At 71.6% G+C, this 18,655-nt stretch carries 16 protein-coding genes and 1 tRNA gene; 5 read left to right on the top strand and 12 right to left on the bottom strand.

Features of this window, described 5'->3' with window-relative positions:
- Positions 1–496: 496 nt before the first annotated feature.
- From ACFYNP_RS27950 to ACFYNP_RS27940, 3 genes are read right to left on the bottom strand one after another with little or no spacing between them, the layout of a single operon-like run.
- Complete coding sequence (locus ACFYNP_RS27950; RefSeq protein WP_388789164.1) at positions 497–1,387, bottom strand: SDR family oxidoreductase; 891 nt, start codon at positions 1,385–1,387, stop codon at positions 497–499.
- Positions 1,384–2,322, bottom strand: coding sequence for an alpha/beta fold hydrolase (locus tag ACFYNP_RS27945; RefSeq protein ID WP_388789161.1), 939 nt, complete (start codon positions 2,320–2,322; stop codon positions 1,384–1,386). Before ACFYNP_RS27945 ends, ACFYNP_RS27950 begins: the two co-directional genes overlap by 4 nt.
- The gene (locus tag ACFYNP_RS27940; RefSeq protein WP_388789158.1) at positions 2,319–3,857 is read right to left on the bottom strand and encodes a flavin-containing monooxygenase; all 1,539 of its coding nucleotides are present in this window, start codon (positions 3,855–3,857) and stop codon (positions 2,319–2,321) included. The genes ACFYNP_RS27945 and ACFYNP_RS27940 overlap by 4 nt, the downstream gene beginning before the upstream one ends.
- 200 nt (positions 3,858–4,057) lie before the next feature.
- Between ACFYNP_RS27940 and ACFYNP_RS27935 the strand changes: the two genes are divergently transcribed.
- On the top strand, positions 4,058–4,678 hold the full coding sequence (locus ACFYNP_RS27935) for a MerR family transcriptional regulator (protein ID WP_388420619.1): 621 nt from the start codon (positions 4,058–4,060) through the stop codon (positions 4,676–4,678).
- 19 nt (positions 4,679–4,697) lie between these two features.
- Here the strand turns inward: ACFYNP_RS27935 and ACFYNP_RS27930 are convergent, their stop codons facing one another.
- A complete protein-coding gene (locus ACFYNP_RS27930) occupies positions 4,698–5,501 on the bottom strand; it encodes an exodeoxyribonuclease III (RefSeq protein ID WP_388789155.1) in 804 nt (267 codons plus the stop codon).
- Positions 5,502–5,559: 58 nt separating this feature from the next.
- On the opposite strand from ACFYNP_RS27930, the gene ACFYNP_RS27925 reads away from it, so the two are divergent.
- Complete coding sequence (locus tag ACFYNP_RS27925; protein WP_388420605.1) at positions 5,560–6,045, top strand: GNAT family N-acetyltransferase; 486 nt, start codon at positions 5,560–5,562, stop codon at positions 6,043–6,045.
- Between the two features lie 122 nt (positions 6,046–6,167).
- Here the strand turns inward: ACFYNP_RS27925 and ACFYNP_RS27920 are convergent.
- The 7 genes from ACFYNP_RS27920 to galU all read right to left on the bottom strand — a co-directional run bounded on the left by ACFYNP_RS27920 (position 6,168) and on the right by galU (position 11,615).
- Positions 6,168–6,241 (bottom strand) — tRNA-Ala (locus ACFYNP_RS27920).
- 74 nt (positions 6,242–6,315) lie between these two features.
- Complete coding sequence (glpR, locus tag ACFYNP_RS27915; protein WP_388420604.1) at positions 6,316–7,413, bottom strand: gephyrin-like molybdotransferase receptor GlpR; 1,098 nt, start codon at positions 7,411–7,413, stop codon at positions 6,316–6,318.
- Between the two features lie 174 nt (positions 7,414–7,587).
- Positions 7,588–8,214, bottom strand: coding sequence for a GNAT family N-acetyltransferase (locus ACFYNP_RS27910; protein ID WP_388420618.1), 627 nt, complete (start codon positions 8,212–8,214; stop codon positions 7,588–7,590).
- The gene (locus tag ACFYNP_RS27905; RefSeq protein ID WP_388420603.1) at positions 8,211–8,810 is read right to left on the bottom strand and encodes a molybdenum cofactor biosynthesis protein B; all 600 of its coding nucleotides are present in this window, start codon (positions 8,808–8,810) and stop codon (positions 8,211–8,213) included. The genes ACFYNP_RS27910 and ACFYNP_RS27905 overlap by 4 nt, the downstream gene beginning before the upstream one ends.
- On the bottom strand, positions 8,807–9,346 hold the full coding sequence (gene moaC / locus ACFYNP_RS27900; RefSeq protein ID WP_388789152.1) for a cyclic pyranopterin monophosphate synthase MoaC: 540 nt from the start codon (positions 9,344–9,346) through the stop codon (positions 8,807–8,809). The genes ACFYNP_RS27905 and moaC overlap by 4 nt, the downstream gene beginning before the upstream one ends.
- 59 nt (positions 9,347–9,405) lie before the next feature.
- On the bottom strand, positions 9,406–10,707 hold the full coding sequence (glp, locus tag ACFYNP_RS27895; protein WP_388420601.1) for a gephyrin-like molybdotransferase Glp: 1,302 nt from the start codon (positions 10,705–10,707) through the stop codon (positions 9,406–9,408).
- A gap of 5 nt (positions 10,708–10,712) precedes the next feature.
- Entirely contained in the window at positions 10,713–11,615 is a 903-nt protein-coding gene (gene galU, locus ACFYNP_RS27890; protein ID WP_388420600.1) for a UTP--glucose-1-phosphate uridylyltransferase GalU, read from the bottom strand.
- A 104-nt stretch (positions 11,616–11,719) separates the two neighbouring features.
- On the opposite strand from galU, the gene ACFYNP_RS27885 reads away from it, so the two are divergent.
- Positions 11,720–12,301, top strand: coding sequence for a 5-formyltetrahydrofolate cyclo-ligase (locus ACFYNP_RS27885; protein ID WP_388789149.1), 582 nt, complete (start codon positions 11,720–11,722; stop codon positions 12,299–12,301).
- Positions 12,302–12,356: 55 nt separating this feature from the next.
- Here the strand turns inward: ACFYNP_RS27885 and ACFYNP_RS27880 are convergent, their stop codons facing one another.
- Positions 12,357–15,107 (bottom strand): penicillin acylase family protein, encoded by a 2,751-nt coding sequence (locus ACFYNP_RS27880; RefSeq protein WP_388789146.1) that lies wholly within the window; start codon positions 15,105–15,107, stop codon positions 12,357–12,359.
- 310 nt (positions 15,108–15,417) lie between these two features.
- On the opposite strand from ACFYNP_RS27880, the gene ACFYNP_RS27875 reads away from it, so the two are divergent.
- Both ACFYNP_RS27875 and ACFYNP_RS27870 read left to right on the top strand, forming a co-directional pair.
- Complete coding sequence (locus ACFYNP_RS27875; protein ID WP_388789311.1) at positions 15,418–17,040, top strand: potassium/proton antiporter; 1,623 nt, start codon at positions 15,418–15,420, stop codon at positions 17,038–17,040.
- A gap of 293 nt (positions 17,041–17,333) precedes the next feature.
- On the top strand, positions 17,334–18,605 hold the full coding sequence (locus ACFYNP_RS27870) for an MFS transporter (protein ID WP_388419881.1): 1,272 nt from the start codon (positions 17,334–17,336) through the stop codon (positions 18,603–18,605).
- Positions 18,606–18,655: the final 50 nt, after the last annotated feature.

Below are 18,655 nucleotides of genomic sequence, written 5' to 3'. Positions count from 1 at the left end.
GGTGCCGGGTGCTGGGTGCCGGGCGCTGGGTGCCGGGTGCCGGGTGCCGGGTGCCGGGTGCGAGCATGGCCGTTCGCGCAGTTCCCCGCGCCCCTAACGCCGCTTTCGACTGCGGACCGTCATGGCCGCTCGCGCAGTTCCCCGCGCCCCTTGAACCCGTCTTCGCCTGCGGACCGTGCCCGCTTGCTCGCGCAGTTCCCCGCGCCCCAAACGCCGCCTTCGGGCACCCGTCGTGCGTGGCCGCTCGCGCAGTTCCCCGCGCCCCCAAAAGCCTTGGTGCGGGCCCGCATCGGGGCATTTGAGGCCGCCTGGCTGATGGGTGCGGGCCCGCGCAGGCATCTTCAGCCCGTCCGGCGTTTGAGGACGAGCGCCCTTGAGGCGCGAACGGGGTCTGGGGCGGAGCCCCAGGGGCCGGAACCAACCAACCCCGGGCAACGGGCGGGCGGGTGGGCAAACCCCCCCGGGGTCCAGGGCGGAGCCCCAGCGCTCGGGGAGCTCAGGGCCGAGCCGAGCGGGTTGCCCGGGACTGCTCGTCGGCGGAGCCACCCGCCCCGACCAGCCCCCGCGAAACCGACCCGAGCCGCGGCTCGAACCGCCGCATCTCCCGCTGCCCCACCGCCCCGATCACCGCGGGCAGATACCCCCGCACGGACTGCATCCCCCGCAACCACCACTGCGCGTACACGTGCGAGGACCGCCGCTCGATCCCGGCCACGATGCGGTCGACGGCCGGCCCGAGCGGATACGTCCGGTTAGAGGGCCACGGCAGCCGCGAGCGCAGCTCGCGCATCACCTCGTCCTGGTCCGCCCCCCGCACCATGTCCGTGTCGGTCCACGACAGGTATCCGACCCCGACCCGGACCCCCTTGTAGCCGACCTCCGCGCGCAGGCTGTGCGCGAACGCCTCGACCCCGGACTTGGACGCGCAGTACGCCGTCATCATCGGCGCCGGCGTGATCGCCGCGAGCGAGGCGATCTGGAGGAAGTAGCCGCGCGACTCCATCAGGACCGGCAGGAACGCCCGCGCGGTGACCGCACCGCCGATGAGGTTGACCTCGATGACCCGGCGCCAGGCGTCGGGGTCGGAGTCGACGAACGGCCCTCCGGAGGCGACCCCCGCGTTGGCGACGACGATGTCGACCTTCCCGAACCGCTCCTTGACCTCGACCGCGACCCGCGCCATCGCCTCGTGGTCGGTGACGTCCGCATGCCAGGACTCCGCCTCGCTGTGCAGCCGCGCCGCGACCCGCTTCAGCTCGTCCGGTTCGAGGCCGACGAGCGCGACCTTGGCACCGCGCGCCGACAGCTTGCGCGCGAGGAGCTCGCCGACACCGCGGGCCGCGCCCGTGACGACCGCGACCTGTCCTTCAAGACTGACCCTGCTCATACGGCACGCTCCTCGGCGTCGACGGCGGCCGGGGCGGCGAGATGCTCGGCCACCAGCGCGCGGATCTTCTCGGTGATGAATGCGGGCGCCTCGATGGGCGTCATGTGCCCGACGCCGGTGAGCACGTCGAGCGAGCGGCAGTCGGGCAGCAGGGCGGCGAGCCGGCGCGCGTGCACGGACGGCGTGAGCCGGTCGGCGCTGCCGCACACCACTGCCGTCGGCATCGTCAACCCCCGTACGCGTACGCCCAGTTCGAGCTCGGCCAGGACGTGCGACCAGGCCTTGCGGACATCGCGCGGGCAGGCGTGCACGATGCGGGCGCACGCCTCGACCTTGTCCGGGGCAGCCCCGGGGCCCATCGTCGCGTACCGCAGGACCTTCTTGGCGAGCGGCGTGACCGGCCCGAGCGGCGCGCCGGAACCCAGCACCCGCCGGGTGAGCCCGGTCCGCAGCCGCCCGGCCCGTATCGGCACCACCCGCGCGTCGGCGACGAGCTGGGACGCGCCGGTGCTGCACAGCAGGACGGCCGCCGCGTGCTCGCGCAGGCCCGGGCGCCCGGCAGCCGCCATGAGGGTCATGCCGCCCATGGAGTGCCCGGCGAACACGGCCCGCTCTCCGGGCGCCAGCGTCGCGGCGAGCACCGCTTCGAGGTCGTCGGCGAGCGCGTCGGTGGAGCAGACCTCGGCCGCGGCCGTACGCCCGTGGCCGCGCTGGTCGTAGGCGATGACCCGGCACTCCCCGGCAAGGGCCCGGATCTGCGCGGCCCAGAACGCGGTCGAGCAGGTCCAGCCGTGCGCGAGGACGACGGCGGGCGCGTCGGCCGCCCCGTGCACCTCGACGTGCAGGGGGCTGCCGTCGGCGGAGCGCGCGGTCAGGACCCGGTCGGGCGCGGGCGGCGCGTACACGCCGTGCCGCACGAACCCCGCCCGGCTCACGCGGACACCGCCGCTTGCTCACCGGCGGCGGGCGCGACGTCGAGCGCGGACGCCGCCTCGGCGGCCCGGGCCCGTACGACCTCGTACTCCCCGAGGTCGACCTCGCGCGTCAGGCGGCGGAACTCGCCGGTGGTGCCCGGCCAGGCGGTGGTGTTGCGGCCGTTGGCGTCCAGGTACCAGCTGGTGCAGCCGCCGGTGTTCCACACCGTCCGCTTCATCCGCTCCTGCACCTGCCGGTTCCAGGCGCCGACGGCGGAGGGCCGGGGGGCGAGCGCGGTGCGGCCGCCGAGCACGTTCAACTGCCGCAGGTAGTCGGCCATGTAGTTGAGCTGGGACTCGATCATCAGGATCATCGAGGAGTTCCCGAGGCCGGTGTTGGGCCCGATGATGGTCATCCAGTTGGGGAACCCGGCCGCGGTCGCGCCGCGCAGCGACTGCATGCCGTCCTTCCACGACTCGGCGAGCGTGTGTCCCTCGGCGCCGACGACCCGGTCGGCGATCGGCATGTCCGTGACGTGGAAGCCGGTGCCGAAGATGATCGCGTCGACCTCGGCCTCGGTGCCGTCGGCGGCGACGACGGTGGAGCCGCGCACCTCGGCGAGCCCGCCGACGACGTCCACGTTGCTCTTGGCGAGCGCCGGATAGTACGTACTGGACAGCAGGATCCGCTTGCAGCCGATGCGGTAGTCCGGGGTCAGCCTGGCCCGCAGCGCGGGGTCCTTGATGGCTCGGGCCATGTTGGACTTGGCGAGCGACTCGATGAGGCCGAGCTCGTTGGGCCGCTTGGTGAACGCGCTGACCTGCAACTCCCGGATGCCCCACAGGAGTCCGCGGCGGGCGGCGCCGGTGAAGGGCAGCCGGCGGTGCAGCCAGCGTTCGGCTTCCGTGATGCCACGGTCCATGCGGGGCATGACCCACGGCGGCGTGCGCTGGAGCAGCGTGAGCCGCGCGACCTCGGGCTGGATGGCGGGCACGATCTGGATGGCCGAGGCGCCGGTGCCGACCATGGCGACGCGCTTGCCGCGCAGGTCGTAGTCGTGGTCCCAGCGCGCGGAGTGGAAGACCTTGCCGGGGAAGGTGTCGAGCCCGGGGATCTCCGGCATCTTGGGGTCGGAGAGCGGCCCGGTGGCGGAGACGACGACATCGGCGGTCAGGGTCTCGCCGCCCGCGATCTCGATCTCCCACCACAGCCGCTCGGTGTCCCAGCGCATCATCAGCACCTCGTGGTCGAGGCGGATGTGCGGACGCAGCCCGAACACGTCGGCGACGTGTTCGAGGTAGGCGCGGATGTGCTCCTGGCCGGAGAAGGTGCGCGGCCAGTCGGGGTTGGGCGCGAAGGAGAAGGAGTACAGGTGCGAGGGCACGTCGCAGGCGCACCCCGGGTAGCTGTTGTCGCGCCAGGTGCCGCCGACCGAACCGGCCCGCTCCAGGACGACGAAGTCGGTGATCCCCTCGCGGCGCAGCCGCACCGCCGCGCCGAGGCCGCCGAACCCCGAGCCGATCACCGCCACACGTACATGCTCGTGCTTGGCCATGCCACCGCCTCCACGGTCGGTCCCATGATGTTGCCAGCAATCACTGGCACTGTTGGGAGCGTAGAGCAGTCGCATACCGAGCGGTAGGGGTGCGGACGGGGAAAGTTACCGCCGGTACAAGCCGTCGGGCACCGCATAGGCTGAGGCCCGTGGCAGCAGACCAGGCAGGTAACGGCGATCCGGGTGTCCGCGAGTACCGCATGGCGGAGCTGGCCCGGGAGGCCGGCATCACCGAACGCACCCTGCGCTTCTACCGCGAGCGCGGACTGATCCCGCCGCCGCGCCGCCAGGGGCGGATCGCCTGGTACGACGACCACCACCTGGCCCGGCTCCGGACGATCTCGGCGCTCCTGGAACGCGGCCACACCCTCTCCGGCATCGCCGACCTGACCTCGGCCTTCGAGTCGGGCCGCGACGCCGGCGAAGAGCTCGGCCTGGTCGAGCCCACCGAGGAGACCCCGGTGCGCCTGACGCCCGAGGCGCTGGCGGACCACTTCGCGGGCGAGGCCACCCCGGAGAACCTGGCGGCGGCCCTCGACCTCGGCTACCTCGCGGTTTCGGGCGAGGAGATCGTCCACATCAGCCGCCGCCTCCTGGACGTCTCGGCCTCACTGGTGCGCGAAGGGGTCCCGCTCGCGGCGGTGCTCGCGGCGGCACGCGAGGTCCGCGAGCACGCGGACGCCCTGGCCGCCCTGTTCACCGATCTGCTGCACACGCACACCTCGGGGAAGGACGCCGAACGCATGCGCCCGCTGGCCAAGGCGGTGGTGGACGCGGAACTGTCGCTGGCCCTGGACCGCCGCCTGTCCCAGGAACCCTGAGCTCCGCACACTCGCGGGGCTAGAGCTCGTAGACCACCGTCACCGGCGCATGGTCGCTCCACCGCTCGCCGTGCGTCGCGGCCCGCTCGACGAACCCCTTCACCGCCCGGCCGGCCAGCCCCGGCGTGGCGACCTGGTAGTCGATCCGCCAGCCCGTGTCGTTGTCGAAGGCACGGCCACGGTAGGACCACCACGAGTACGGTCCCTCGACGTCCGGGTGCAGCTGACGCATCACGTCGACATAGCCGCCGTCGGCAGTGTCGAACACCCGGGTCATCCACTCCCGCTCCTCGGGCAGGAAGCCCGAGTTCTTCTTGTTGCCCTTCCAGTTCTTGAGGTCCGCCTCCTGGTGGGCGATGTTCCAGTCGCCGCAGACCACGACCTCGCGCCCGTCGGCGGCGGCCCGCACCCTCAGCTCCTTGAGGTACTCCAGGAACTCCGCCATGAAGCGGATCTTCTCGTCCTGCCGCTCGGTGCCGACCTCGCCGGAGGGCAGATAGAGGGAGGCCACGGTCACGCCGGGCAGATCCGCCTCGACATAGCGCCCGCTGCCGTCGAACTCCGCGCTCCCGAATCCGATCCGCACCCGGTCCGGCTCGCGCCGGGTGAGCAGGGACACCCCGGCCCGGCCCTTGGCGGCGGCCGGTGCGTGCACGGCGAACCAGCCCTCGGGCGCGCCGGCCTCGGCGGGCAGCTGCTGCGGCTCGGCCCGTACTTCCTGGAGGCAGATCACGTCCGCCCCGGTCTCCGCGAGCCACTCCACGAAGCCCTTCTTGGCGGCGGCGCGCAGCCCGTTTACATTCACAGAGGTCACAGTGAGCATCCCGGCACCCTACCGACCGGGCCCCACCCACCGCCCGCATAGAAGTACGCTGTCTCGCATGATTATCCAGCAACTCGGCTACGACCATCCCGATGCCGTCACCCTCAACGACCAGGTCCAGCTCGAATACGCCGAGCGGTACGGGGACGAGGGCGACATCACACCCCTGGACGCCGCGATGTTCCTACCCCCGCGCGGCCTGTACCTGATCGCCTACGACCCCGAGGGCCGCCCGGTGGCGACCGGCGGCTGGCGCAGCCAGGACGCCAACGAGGAGAACTACCGCGACGGCGACGCCGAGCTGAAGCGCATGTACGTCGTCCCCGAGGCCAGGGGCCGGGGCCTCGCCCGCCGCATCCTGGCCGCCCTGGAAGCCGACGCCCGCGCGGCCGGCCGCACCCGCATGGTCCTGGAGACGGGCATCAAACAGCCCGAGGCCATCACCCTGTACACCTCGACGGGCTACGAACCCTGCGAGAAGTTCGGCCACTACCGCACGTACGACACGAGCCGCTGCTTCGCGAAGCGGCTCAGCGACGCCTGAGGCGACCGTCGGCATTCACCACGGCGGTGGCCGCTCGGCACCGTCGCCCGGCATCGCGGCATCCCGGAAACGACGAAGATCCCGCCCGATCGTGATGATCGGACGGGATCTCGTTGTTGTTGTGGACCTGAGGGGATTCGAACCCCTGACCCCCTCGATGCGAACGAGGTGCGCTACCGGACTGCGCCACAGGCCCTTGCAACGAGTGAAACCTTAGCACCCGGAAGAGGGTGCTCGGAAATCGGTTCCTCGCTGGTCGGCGGCAGGGGGTCATTCGTTGGCCGCGCGGGGCCGGTCGTCGTCCGCGTACTGGTCGAAGAGCGGCGTACGGCGGCTACTTGGACCCGAGCGCTGCCGGGGCGGCGGGTCCGCGGCGGGTGGGGACGGGGTGGGCTCCGCCGTCGAGGAGCGGGCCGAGGACCACGTGTCCGGGGCGCCGAGGTCGATGCTGCCGGTGGCGCGCGGAGCGACCGGCGCGGTGACGTACGTCGGCAGCGGGACCGGCACCGGCTCCCAGCTCGCGCCGCGCTCGGGGCCGCGCTCGCGCTGCTGGTCCACCCACTCCTGGTGGTCGGTCTGCTCGACGAGCGCGCGCCGGCCGGCCTCCTGCGGGGACAGCGCGGGGGCGGGTACGGGTTCGGGCACGGGGGCCGGGTGGTGGGCGTCGGGTTCGTCGTCGGCTTCGACGCCCGGCGCGGTGGCCCGGGCGCGCGGCCGGCTCTCGCGCAGCCGCTGGGCGGCGGCCTCCGCGCGACGGCGGTCCATGGTGAAGGCGAAGCGCCGCCGCTCCTGGATGCGCAGATGCACGATGTACGCGCTGAGCAGGGCGGCCGGCACGGCCGGTGCCCACAGGAAGCCGAGCCCGCCGACCGCCGCGACGACCGCGCCGAGCGTGAAGGCGAGGAAGAGCACGACGGTGGTGCGCCGGCGCCGGGCGAGCACCGCGCTGCGCTGGGCGCGCCGGGCGCGCTCCGCGGAGGCGGCGTTCGTGGGGCGCGGGCGCTCCTGGCGCTCGGCCTGGCGCTCGGGGTGCGGTTCCGGGCGCGCGGAGCGCTGGGAGCGCGCCGGGGGCACGACGGAGTGCCGGGCGCCCGTGGACTCCCCCGGGGTGTCGAGGGGTTCGGTCAAGGCGTCCGGAGGGGTCCCGGGTCCCGCCTCGGCGGATGCCTCCTCGGTGGCCCGCTGGCGCAGCTCCTTGGCGTACCGGCGCTCCATGGCCGACCGTCCGGACAGGAGCCGGATGGCGGTGCTGAAGCGTTCCGTCGGACGGGCCTCGTTGAGCTCGTCCTGCCTGCGGAGCCACATCGGCACCAAGTAGGCGGCCCAGGCCCCGACGATGACTGCGTAAATGAGGCCGCTGCTGCTCACACACCACACCGTAGAGGGATGGGCGCGCGGGGATACGCCAATTGAGCCGGTGTGTCGCACGATCTGGCTGATATCACCGGCTTTTTTTGTGATTTCTCAGATCGTTCGATGTTCGTTCGATGTTCTGTCGACGATGGACAGCGCGCCAATCCCGATCGAATTCGAACATTTATTTTATTTCCCGTGATGTGATTGCCGGGCCCGCCGCCACCGGGCGAGCAGCCCGTCGGGGACTTCCTCCGCGGTGAGCGCGTACACCAGGTGATCGCGCCAGGCGCCGTCGATGTGGAGATAGCGCGGGCGCAGCCCTTCCTCGCGGAAACCGAGCTTTTCCACCACGCGCCGGCTCGGCCCGTTCTCCGGGCGAATGCACACCTCCATGCGGTGCATCCCGACCGCGCGGAAGCAGTGGTCGACGGCGAGCGCGACGGCGGTCGGCATCACACCGCGGCCCGCCACCTCGCGGTCCACCCAGTACCCGACGTGGCCCGAGCACATCGAGCCCCAGGTGATCCCGGCGACCGTCAACTGGCCCACCAGCTGCCCCTGGTACTCGATGACGAACGGCAGCATGCGGCCGGCGTTGGCCTCGGCCCGCAGATGGCGGACCATCTGCCGGTAGGTGGGGCGCTGCGCGAAGGGCGCGCCGGGCGCGGGCGGCGGGATGGTCGCCTCCCAGGGCCGCAGCCAGTCGCGGTTGCGCCGGTTGACCTCGCGCCAGGCCCGTTGGTCGCGCAGCTTTATGGGGCGGAGGACCACATCGCCCTCCGCCAGCTCGACCGGCCAGGAAGGAACGTTCAGCTCGGGCTCCCCGCGGGTCTGGGGTGGTCGCCGCCGCGGATCTGGTCCACGGCGTGCCGCAGGATCCGCTCCAGGACGGCGATTCCGTCGCGTACGCCGCCGGTGGATCCCGGCAGGTTGACGATCAGCGTGCGGCCGCCGGCCACCCCGGCCAGGCCCCGGGAGAGGGCGGCGGTGGGGACCTTGGCGAGGCCCTCGGCACGGATGGCCTCGGGGATGCCGGGCACCTCGTAGTCGATGACGGACCGGGTCGCGTCGGGCGTGCGGTCGGTGGGCGACAGGCCCGTGCCGCCGGTGGTGACGATCACGTCGTATCCGGCGGCCGCGCCGGCCCGCAGCGCCTGCTCGACGGGGGCGCCGTCCGGCACCACCAGCGGCCCGTCCACGGCGAAGCCGATCGCGGCGAGGCCGTCCGCGAGCAGCGGTCCGCCGGTGTCGGCGTACACCCCGGCGGACGCCCGGTTGGAGGCGGTCACGACGAGCGCCGCGTACGGCGCGAGCAGCGCCCGGCCGAGGCCTTCGCCGCCGGGCGGGAACGGCACGGCGGCCTGCGGCCCGGGCCGCGGCGGGGTCTCGGCGGGCTGAGGGGCCGTCATGCTCCGGCCGCCTCGGGCCGGTTACGGGCGCCCGACCCACCGCCGGTCGTCCCCTCGGGCCGGTTCCAGTCGCCGGACTTGCCGCCGGTCTTCTCCTCGACCCGGATGTCGGTGATGACGGCGGCCTTGTCGACGGCCTTGACCATGTCGACGACGGTGAGCGCGGCCACCGACACCGCGGTCAGGGCCTCCATCTCGACGCCCGTGCGGTCGGTGGTCTTCACCGTCGCGAGGATCTCCACCGCGTCGTCGGCGACCGACAGGTCGAGCTTCACTCCGGACACCGCGAGGGGGTGGCAGAGCGGGACGAGGTCGGGCGTGCGCTTGGCCCCCATGATCCCGGCGATCCGGGCGGTGGCGAGCGCGTCGCCCTTCGGTACGCCCTCGCCGCGCAGGAGTTCCACCACGCGCGGCGAGACGAGGACGCGTCCGCTCGCGCGGGCGGTGCGTGCGGTGACGTCCTTCTCGGAGACGTCGACCATGCGGGCCGCACCCGCCTCGTCGATGTGCGTGAGCCTGCCTTGCGTCGAACTCATTCGGTGGCGCTCCCGGTACGGCTTCTGTGGGCAGACACCGTACCCCCACCGGCCGTCGGTCAGCCGAGCAGGACCACTTCCACCTCGCTGTCGGGCTCCGCGGAGGTGGCTTCCTCGGGGATCACGATGAGGCAGTCGGCCAGCGCGAGCGCCGCGATCAGATGCGATCCGGAGCCGCCCACGGGGCTGACGGTGCCGGCCTTGGCGTCGTAGCTGCCGCGCAGGAACTGGCGCCGGTCGGCGGGCGAGGACAGCGCCTTGTCGGCCTTCAGGACGGCGCGCGCGGTGGGCCTGTTGACGTCGGGCAGGCCCATCAGGGTGCGGATCGCGGGGCGTACGAACAGCTCGAAGGAGACGTAACTCGACACCGGGTTGCCGGGCAGGGCGAGCAGCGGGGTGTGGTCGGGGCCGATCGAGCCGAAGCCCTGGGGCTTGCCGGGCTGCATCTTCAGCTTGCGGAAGTCGATGCCGCTGCCCGGCTCGTCCGCGTCGCCCACCGAGGACAGCGCCTCCTTGACGACGTCGTACGCCCCGACGCTGACCCCGCCGGTGGTGACCAGGAGGTCGGCGCGGATCAGCTGGTCCTCGATGGTGTCGCGCAGCACCGCCGCGTCGTCGGTGACCGCGCCGACCCGGTAGGAGATGGCGCCCGCGTCCTTGGCGGCGGCCGCCAGGGCGAAGCTGTTGGAGTCGTAGATCTGGCCCTGGCCCAACTGCTCGCCGGGCTGCACCAGTTCACTGCCGGTGGAGAGCACCACCACGCGCGGGCGGGGCCGTACGGTCACGGTGCCGCGGCCGATCGCGGCGAGCAGCCCGATCTGGGGCGGGCCGAGGACGGTGCCCGCCCGCAGCGCGAGGTCGCCGGCCTGGACGTCGCTGCCGCGCGCGCGGACGTGAGCGCGGGACTCGGCGCCGCGGTGCACCCGCACCTCGCCGCTGGCCCCTTCGGGGGCCTGGCCCGCCGGGCGCATGCCGGTGGCGGCGCCCCGGCCGGTCCCGCCGTCGGTCCACTCGACGGGCACGACGGCCTCGGCGCCGGGCGGCAGCGGCGCGCCCGTCATGATCCGGGCGGCCTGGCCGGGGCCCACGGTGGGCAGGTCGTCGGTGCCCGCCGCCACATCACCGATCACGGTGAGCACGGCGGGGAACTCCTCGCTGGCCCCCGCGACATCGGCGACACGCACCGCGTACCCGTCCATCGAGCTGTTGTCGAAGGGCGGCAGGGCGACCGGCACCGTGACGTCCTCGACCAGGACGCAGCCCTGGGCGTCGGGCAGTTGCAGCTCGATGGGATCGAGCGGCCGGACCGCGGCGAGGATGTCGTCCAGGTGCTCGTCCACCGACCAGATCGTGTTGCTCACGGGGCCTACATCTCCTCGGTGACGTACCGGCGAAGCCAGGCCTTGAAGTCGGGGCCCAGGTCTTCACGTTCGCACGCCAGTCTGACAATGGCTCGGAGATAGTCTCCGCGATCGCCGGTGTCGTAGCGACGGCCCTTGAAGACGACACCGTGCACGGGGCCGCCGATCGACTCGTCCGCGGCCATCTGCTGGAGCGCGTCGGTCAGCTGGATCTCGCCGCCGCGGCCGGGCTCGGTGGTGCGCAGCACGTCGAAGACGGCCGGGTCCAGAACGTAACGGCCGATCACGGCGAGGTTGGAGGGCGCCTCGGACGCCTCGGGCTTCTCGACGAGCCCGGTGACCCGCACGACGTCACTCTCGGCGGTGGTTTCGACGGCCGCGCAGCCGTAGAGGTGGATCTGCTCGGGGTCGACCTCCATGAGCGCGATCACGCTGCCGCCCTCGTGCTCCTGGATCTCCACCATCCGCGAGAGCAGCTGGTCGCGGGCGTCGATCAGGTCGTCGCCGAGGAGCACCGCGAAGGGCTGGCTGCCCACGTGCGGGGCCGCGCACAGGACCGCGTGGCCGAGGCCCCTCGGGTCGCCCTGGCGCACGTAGTGCATGGTCGCGAGGTCGCTGGACTGCTGCACCTTGGCGAGCCGGTCCGCGTCGCCCTTGCGGGTCAGCGCCGACTCCAGCTCGTAGTTCCGGTCGAAGTGGTCCTCCAGCGGACGCTTGTTGCGCCCGGTGACCATCAGGACGTCCGACAGGCCCGCCGCCACCGCCTCCTCCACCACGTACTGGATGGCCGGCTTGTCCACCACCGGCAGCATCTCCTTCGGGGTGGCCTTCGTGGCCGGAAGGAACCGGGTGCCGAGCCCGGCGGCGGGGATGACAGCCTTGGTGATCCGTGGGGGCGACTGAGTCATGCGGGCACCCTATCCGCTGCGTATGTGCGGGAGATTGTCCTGCGGTGAATTCGTTCTCTTTCGCACACATTTGAGGGGTCGACAGAAATACGGTGAGTGATCACATGTCCGAAAAGGCGGTCTTGCGGCGGAGCCTTCTCGACGCCAGGAAGCGGCTGACCGCCGACGAACTCCTGACCGCGTCCGTGGCTCTTGCCGACCGCGCCCTGGCCCTGCCCGAACTCGCCGCCGCCGGCACGGTGGCCGCCTACGTCTCGGTGGGCAGCGAGCCCGGCACCCGCGCCCTGGTGCACTCCCTGCACACCCGGGGCGTCCGCGTGCTGCTCCCGGTGCTGCTCCCGGACAACGACCTGGACTGGGCTCCCTACGCCGGCCCCGAACACCTGCGCCCGGCCGGGCGCGGGCTGCTCGAACCGGACGGCGAACGCCTGGGCCCGGACGCAGTGACGGCCGCGGACACGGTGCTCCTGCCCGGCCTCGCCGTGGACGCGCGCGGCATGCGCCTGGGCCGGGGCGGCGGCTCCTACGACCGGGTCCTGGCCCGCGTCGAGGCGTCGGGGCGAGCACCGGCGCTCGTGGTGCTCCTGTACGCGAACGAGGTGGTCGCGCGGGTCCCGGAGGAACCGCACGACCACCCCGTGCAGGCTGTCGTCACCCCCTACGGGGTGACGCGCTTTCCCGCGTGACCGGCTGCACTACGGCCTGAGCGCACCCGATGAGATGACGGCCTGAGCGCCCGTACTACGGCGTGAGCTTCAGCGTGTCGACGGTCGAGCCGTCGACCGCCCTGCCGGTGAACGACCAGTCGAGCAGCTCGCCCTTGGCCCACTTCTCGGTCTGGTCCGAGTAGTGCGCGCTGTAGGCGTGGCCCGAGGCGCCGGTGAGGTTGATCCACTTGGACTTGTCGAAGTCCTTGAGGTTGACGACCATCCGCATCGAGGGCACCCAGGTCACCCCGTAGTCGCCGCTCGCCGCGTTCCAGCCGGTCGCGTCCACCGCCGCCTCGCCGCCGCCCAGGTTCCACGGGCCCCGGTTGAGCATGTACTGGAGCACGCCCGGGCCCTCCTTGCCGAGGGTCTGGTTCTTCAGCATCAGCTGGTGCAGCCGGCCCCAGGTCCAGCTCGTGGTGTCCTTGCCGAGCTTGGCGGTCAGCTCCCAGCGGGCGTCCTTCATGGCGCGCGCGAGCAGCTGGTCACGTGTCGTGGTGGCCTTGTCGAGCCGGGTCGCGGGCGCCTTCCACCAGCTGTTGTTCTGGTCGTTGAAGATCTTGCGCACGACCTCGAACCACCGGTCGCCGCCGTCGGGCTGCGCCGAGTCGCCGTCGCGCTCGCCGCACTCCCAGACCTTCTTGTCGGGGTCGTCGACCGGCCCGGTACCGGCCGGCGGCTTCACGTACAGGCACTCGCCCTTGGGACGCAGTTCCTTGGGCAGCTTGTTGCCGAAGGCCAGCTTCAGGACGTTGCGCCACACCGAGTTGAAGTAGGCGGCGGCCGCCGAGTCGTTCTCCTGGGTGTAGTCCCAGCCTTCGAGCAGCTTCTGCGCCTCGCGCACCGACGGGTCGGACACGTCGATCTTCAGCAGGGCGGGCGTCAGCAGCGCGGCGATCTCGCTGCTGTTGTCCATCTGCATCTTCTGCATGTCCTCGGTGGAGATCTTCCCGCCACCCTTGGTCTTCGACTCGATGAGGTCGTTGATCCGCTGGCTGCGGGTGCCGTAGCCCCAGTCCTTGGTGAGCAGGTACGGGTACTTCTTCTCGTCGATCACGGCCTGGTTGGCGGTGACGATGAAGCCCCGCTTGGGGTCGTACTCGTAGGGCAGCGCGTCGAAGGGGATGTACTTCTTCCACGTGTACTTGGAGTCCCAGCCCGGGGCCGGCATGGTGCCGTCGACGCCGTCCGCGCGCATCGGGATCCTGCCGGGCGCCTGGTAGCCGATGTGGCCCTTGGTGTCGGCGTAGATCAGGTTCTGCGAGGGGACCTCGAAGTCCTTGGCGGCGGCCCGGAAGGACTTGAAGTCGCTCGCCCTGTTGAGCTCGAAAACGGCGTCCATGGACTTGCCGGGCTCCAGGGCCGTCCACTTCAGGGCGACCGCGTAGCCGGAACCCCGGTCGGGGGCCGCCGAGTTCACGGGTGCCTTCTGGCCGACCTTGCCCAGCTCGTCGTCCCGGTCGGAGACGAGCGGGCCGTTGTTGGTCTCGCGGATCGTGATGGTCTTGCTGGCCCCGCCGGCCACCTTGATGACCTCCTCGCGGGTGGCGAGGGGCTTCTCCTGGTTGTCGTAGAGGTAGTTGGACCCGGAGATCTTCTCCAGGTACAGGTCGGTCACATCGGCGCCGAGGTTGGTGAAGCCCCAGGAGACGTCCTGGTTGTGGCCGATGACCACGCCGGGCATCCCCGAGAAGGTGTAACCCGCCACGTCGTAGCCGCACTTGCTGGAGACCGTCCGGCAGTGCAGGCCCATCTGGTACCAGAGCGAGGGCATCATCGGCGCGAGGTGCGGGTCGTTGGCGAGCAGCGGCATGCCGGTCGTCGTGTACTTGCCCGACACCACCCAGGAGTTGGAGCCGATGCCGCTGCCGTTCGGGCCGAGCAGCGAGGGGATCTTGTCCAGGGTGTCGGACAGCGCGCCGAGCTGGCTCTGCATGCCCTGGAGCGCGCCCTGCGCGGTGTTCGAGGTGCCGTCCGAGGCGGTCGCGGCCCGGTCGGGGTCGAACTTGCCGCCGGCCTTGCTGTACGAGCCCTCGTCGACGATGGGGCGGTGGGTGGCCGTCGGGTAGGCCGGGTACAGGTCCTTGATCTGCTGCGGGCTGAGCCGGCTCGTCATCAGGGAGCGGTCGATCTCGTCCTGCATGTTGCCGCGCAGGTCCCAGGCCATCGCCTTGAGCCAGGCCACCGAGTCGACCGGCGACCAGGCCTCGGGCTTGTAGTCGTTGGTGAGGTTGAGTGCCGCGTACTCGACGGAGATGTCCTTGCCGTCCTTGCCCTTGAGATACGCGTTCACCCCCTTCGCGTACGCCTGGAGGTACTGCTTCGTGGCGGGCGACAGCTTGGTGTCGTACTCCTGCTGCGCCACCTTGCGCCAGCCGAGCGTGCGCAGGAAGGCGTCGGTGTCGACCTGGCCGCTGCCGAACATCTCCGAGAGCCGGCCCGAGGTCATGTGCCGCCGGACGTCCATCTCGTAGAACCGGTCCTGCGCCTGGACGTAGCCCTGGGCCATGAAGAGGTCGGCGTCGTTGTCGGCGTAGATCTGCGGGACGCCGTAGTCGTCGCGCTTGACCTCGACCTGGCCGAGGAGACCGGGGACCTTGAGGGTGCCCGTGGTCTGCGGGAAGGAGGCGCGCACGGTACTGACTCCCCAGTACGCGCCGTAGGCGACGCCCGCGACCAGCGCCAGCACCAGGACGAGGACGAACAGCCTCAGGCGGCGTCCCCTCTTCCTGCTCGTCTTGCCGGCCGTCGTACCGGCGGAAGGGGCGGTTGTGGTGGCGGGCATCGCTGTCCTTCGAGGGGCAGGGTGGTCCAGGAGTGCTGGGAGCAACCATAGGCGCAGCCGCTGAGAGCCCCTGACGCGGTGTCTGCGTTCACATACCGGGACGGCGTCCACAGGAGCTCTCGCGTAAAGAAAGCGTCAAAGATTAGGTAAGGTAACGAAGTACCTTGGGGTGCCGGAACGTTTCATCCGTTGCGCCCCGGGAGTCCCCGGATGCGCACCAGGCGCTTGGGGATGCACGATTTTCAGGGGGTGCCTGACGGCACCTGAGGGGAAGGATCGGCCACTGACTGTCCACCAGCTCAACGAACTCCTGCTCATCTGCTCGCTCGTCCTGCTCATCGCCGTCGCGGCGGTGCGCATCTCCTCCCGCAGCGGGCTCCCCAGCCTGCTCCTGTATCTCGGCATCGGGATCGCCATCGGGCAGGACGGCATCTTCAACGTCAAGTTCAACGACGCCGAACTGACGCAGGTGATCGGCTATGCCGCACTCGTGGTGATCCTGGCCGAGGGCGGTCTGGGCACGAAGTGGAAGGAGATCAAACCGGCGTTGCCGGCGGCCGTGGTGCTGTCGCTCGTCGGCGTCGCGGTGAGCGTGGGCGTCACGGCGGCGGGGGCGCACTATCTGGTGGGCCTGGAATGGCGGCAGGCACTGATCATCGGCGCGGTGGTGTCGTCCACCGACGCCGCGGCCGTCTTCTCGGTCCTGCGCAAGGTGCCGCTGCCCTCGCGCATCACCGGCGTCCTGGAGGCCGAGTCCGGCTTCAACGACGCCCCCGTGGTGATCCTGGTCGTCGCCTTCTCGACGCCCGGGCCGGTCGACTCCTGGTACCTGCTGGTCGGGAAGATAGCCCTGGAGCTCGCCATCGGCGCGTCCATCGGGCTCGCGGTGGGCTGGCTCGGCTCGTACGGACTGCGTCATGTGGCGCTGCCCGCCTCCGGCCTCTACCCGATCGCGGTGATGGCGATCGCCGTGTCCGCCTACGCGGCCGGCGCGATGGCCCACGGCTCCGGGTTCCTCGCGGTCTACCTCGCCTCCATGGTGCTCGGCAACGCCAAGCTGCCGCACTGGCCGGCCACCCGCGGCTTCGCCGACGGGCTCGGCTGGATCGCCCAGATCGGCATGTTCGTCCTGCTCGGACTGCTGGTCACCCCGCACAACCTGGCGGCCGACTTCTGGCCGGCCGTCATCATCGGGCTCGTCCTGACCATGGTGGCGCGGCCGCTGGAAGTACTGCTGAGCCTGCTGCCGTTCCGCATGCCCTGGCAGGAGAAGGCCCTGATGTCCTGGGCCGGCCTGCGCGGTGCCGTGCCCATCATTCTCGCCACCATCCCCATGGTCTCCGGGGTCGACGGCAGCGAGAAGGTCTTCAACATCGTCTTCATCCTGGTCGTCGTCTACACCCTGATCCAGGGGCCGACGCTGCCGTGGCTGGCCCGCAAGCTCCAGCTCTCGGACTCCGACGAGGCCGCCGACCTCGGCGTCGAATCGGCGCCCCTGGAGCGGCTGCGGGGCCATCTGCTGTCGGTGGCGATCCCACCGAAGTCCCGGATGCACGGCGTCGAGGTGCACGAGCTGCGGCTGCCGCCCGGCGCCGCGGTCACCCTGGTCGTACGGGACGGCAAGAGCTTCGTGCCGGGGCCGACCACGGTGCTGCGCCAGGGCGACGAGCTCCTGGTGGTCGCCACCGATCCGGTGCGCGACGCGGCCGAGGCCCGGCTCCGCGCGGTCGGCCAGGGCGGCAAGCTCGCGGGCTGGCTGGGCACCGGCGGCACGCAGGAGCCCGCCAGGACCGCGGTCAAGAAGCCGGGCAAGGGCTCGGCCAGGAGCACCGCCAAGAGCCCGAACAAGAACTCGGGCAACGGCGCGACCAAGAACACGGGCCAGGACACGGGCACGGGCACGGACGCGAAGCCCAGAAGAACGGCGCATTAAGGCGCGTTGCGCACTGTTAAACCGTGTGTCGGCCGCATAAACACAGGCCGAAAGTTGGCACTCCGTGCGGAATCGTAGGCACGGAGTGCCAAGACTCTGTATCATGAAGGCACACCACTGATCGACCAACTCTGCCTGACGCAGAGCTGGCGCGACCGTATGGCGGTCGGGGGCTCCCCGCAGCACCCCCGGCATCTACCGCAGTTCCGCGCAAGAGGACAGCTCTCGGCAACGCCCGCACCCACAGATCTGTGCATGGGGCGCGCTACCAGGCGGCAGAAAGGCAAGGGGCCGTGGCATCCACGGTCACTTCTGACAAGCGGCCCGGTTACGGCCAGCTGCTGCGCACACCCGGCGCACTGTCCTTCCTCCTGCCCGGCTTCGCCGCCCGGCAGCCCTTCGCGATGCTCACCATCGGCATCCTGCTCCTGGTCCAGCACACGACCGGCTCCTACGGCGGCGCCGGCGCGGTGGCCGCCTTCACGGGCGTCTCCATGGCGCTGTTCGCCCCGCAGAGCGGCAAGCTCGCCGACCGCTTCGGCCAGCGCGCCGTCCTGGTGCCCGGCGTCCTGGTCCACGCGGCCTCGGTCTCGACGCTGACCGCGCTCGCCCTGGCCGGCGCGCCCCTGTGGGCGCTGTTCATCGCCGCCGTGCCCACCGGCGCCTCGGTCCCGCAGGTCGGGCCCATGGTGCGGGCCCGCTGGGCGAACAAGCTCGACGGCTCGCCCCTGATGGCGACCGCCGCCGCCTTCGAGTCCGTGACGGACGAGTTCACCTTCGTCATCGGCCCGGTCCTCGCCACCGCCCTGTGCACCGGCGTGCACCCGGCGGCCGGCCTGATCGCCGAAGCCTCGCTCACCCTGGTCGGCGGCCTGCTGTTCGCGGCCCGCCGCGCCACCCAGCCGCCGGTGCGCAGCGCCGCGGAGCTGGAGCAGGCCGAACACACCTCCGCGCTGTCCATCCCGGGCGTACGCGTCCTGGCGATGGCCTTCCTCGGCATCGGCGCGGTCTTCGGCGGCATGCAGGTCTCGCTCACCGCGTTCGCCGAGGAGATCGGCAACCCGGGCATCAACGGCGTCCTCTACGGCATCTTCGCCGCCGGCAACATGCTGGCGGGCATCGCCTGCGGAGCCATCGCCTGGAAGTCCGCTCCCCGCACCCGGCTGATCGCCGGCTACGCGGCGCTGACCATCGCGGCCTCCGGCCTGTGGGCGGCGCAATCCGCGCTGCTGCTCGGCGGCCTCGGCCTCGTCGTCGGCCTGTGCATCGCACCGGCCCTGATCACCGGCTACACGCTGGTGGAGTCGCTGGTGCCGTCGACCTCGCGCACCGAGGCATTCACCTGGCTGACGGGCGCGGTCGCGCTCGGCCAGGCCGCCGCGGTCACGGTGGCCGGCCGGCTGACCGACGCCCATGGCTCGACGGCCGGTTTCCTGGTGCCGATGGCGGGCACCGCGCTGGCCCTCGTGACGCTGCTCGCCCTGCGCTCGCGGCTCACTCCGCGCCCCGCGGCACGTACCGTGGCGCGTGGCGTCGGTCACCGTGTCCCCGTCACGGTGGACTGATCCCGGGGAATACGTCACTATGGACCGTCGTTAGCACTCATCGAGTGAGA

The organism is Streptomyces sp. NPDC006691, assembly GCF_042869955.1.
In the GTDB taxonomy this organism is placed as follows: Bacteria; Actinomycetota; Actinomycetes; order Streptomycetales; family Streptomycetaceae; genus Streptomyces.
This window is presented reverse-complemented; position numbering and strand designations above follow the sequence as displayed.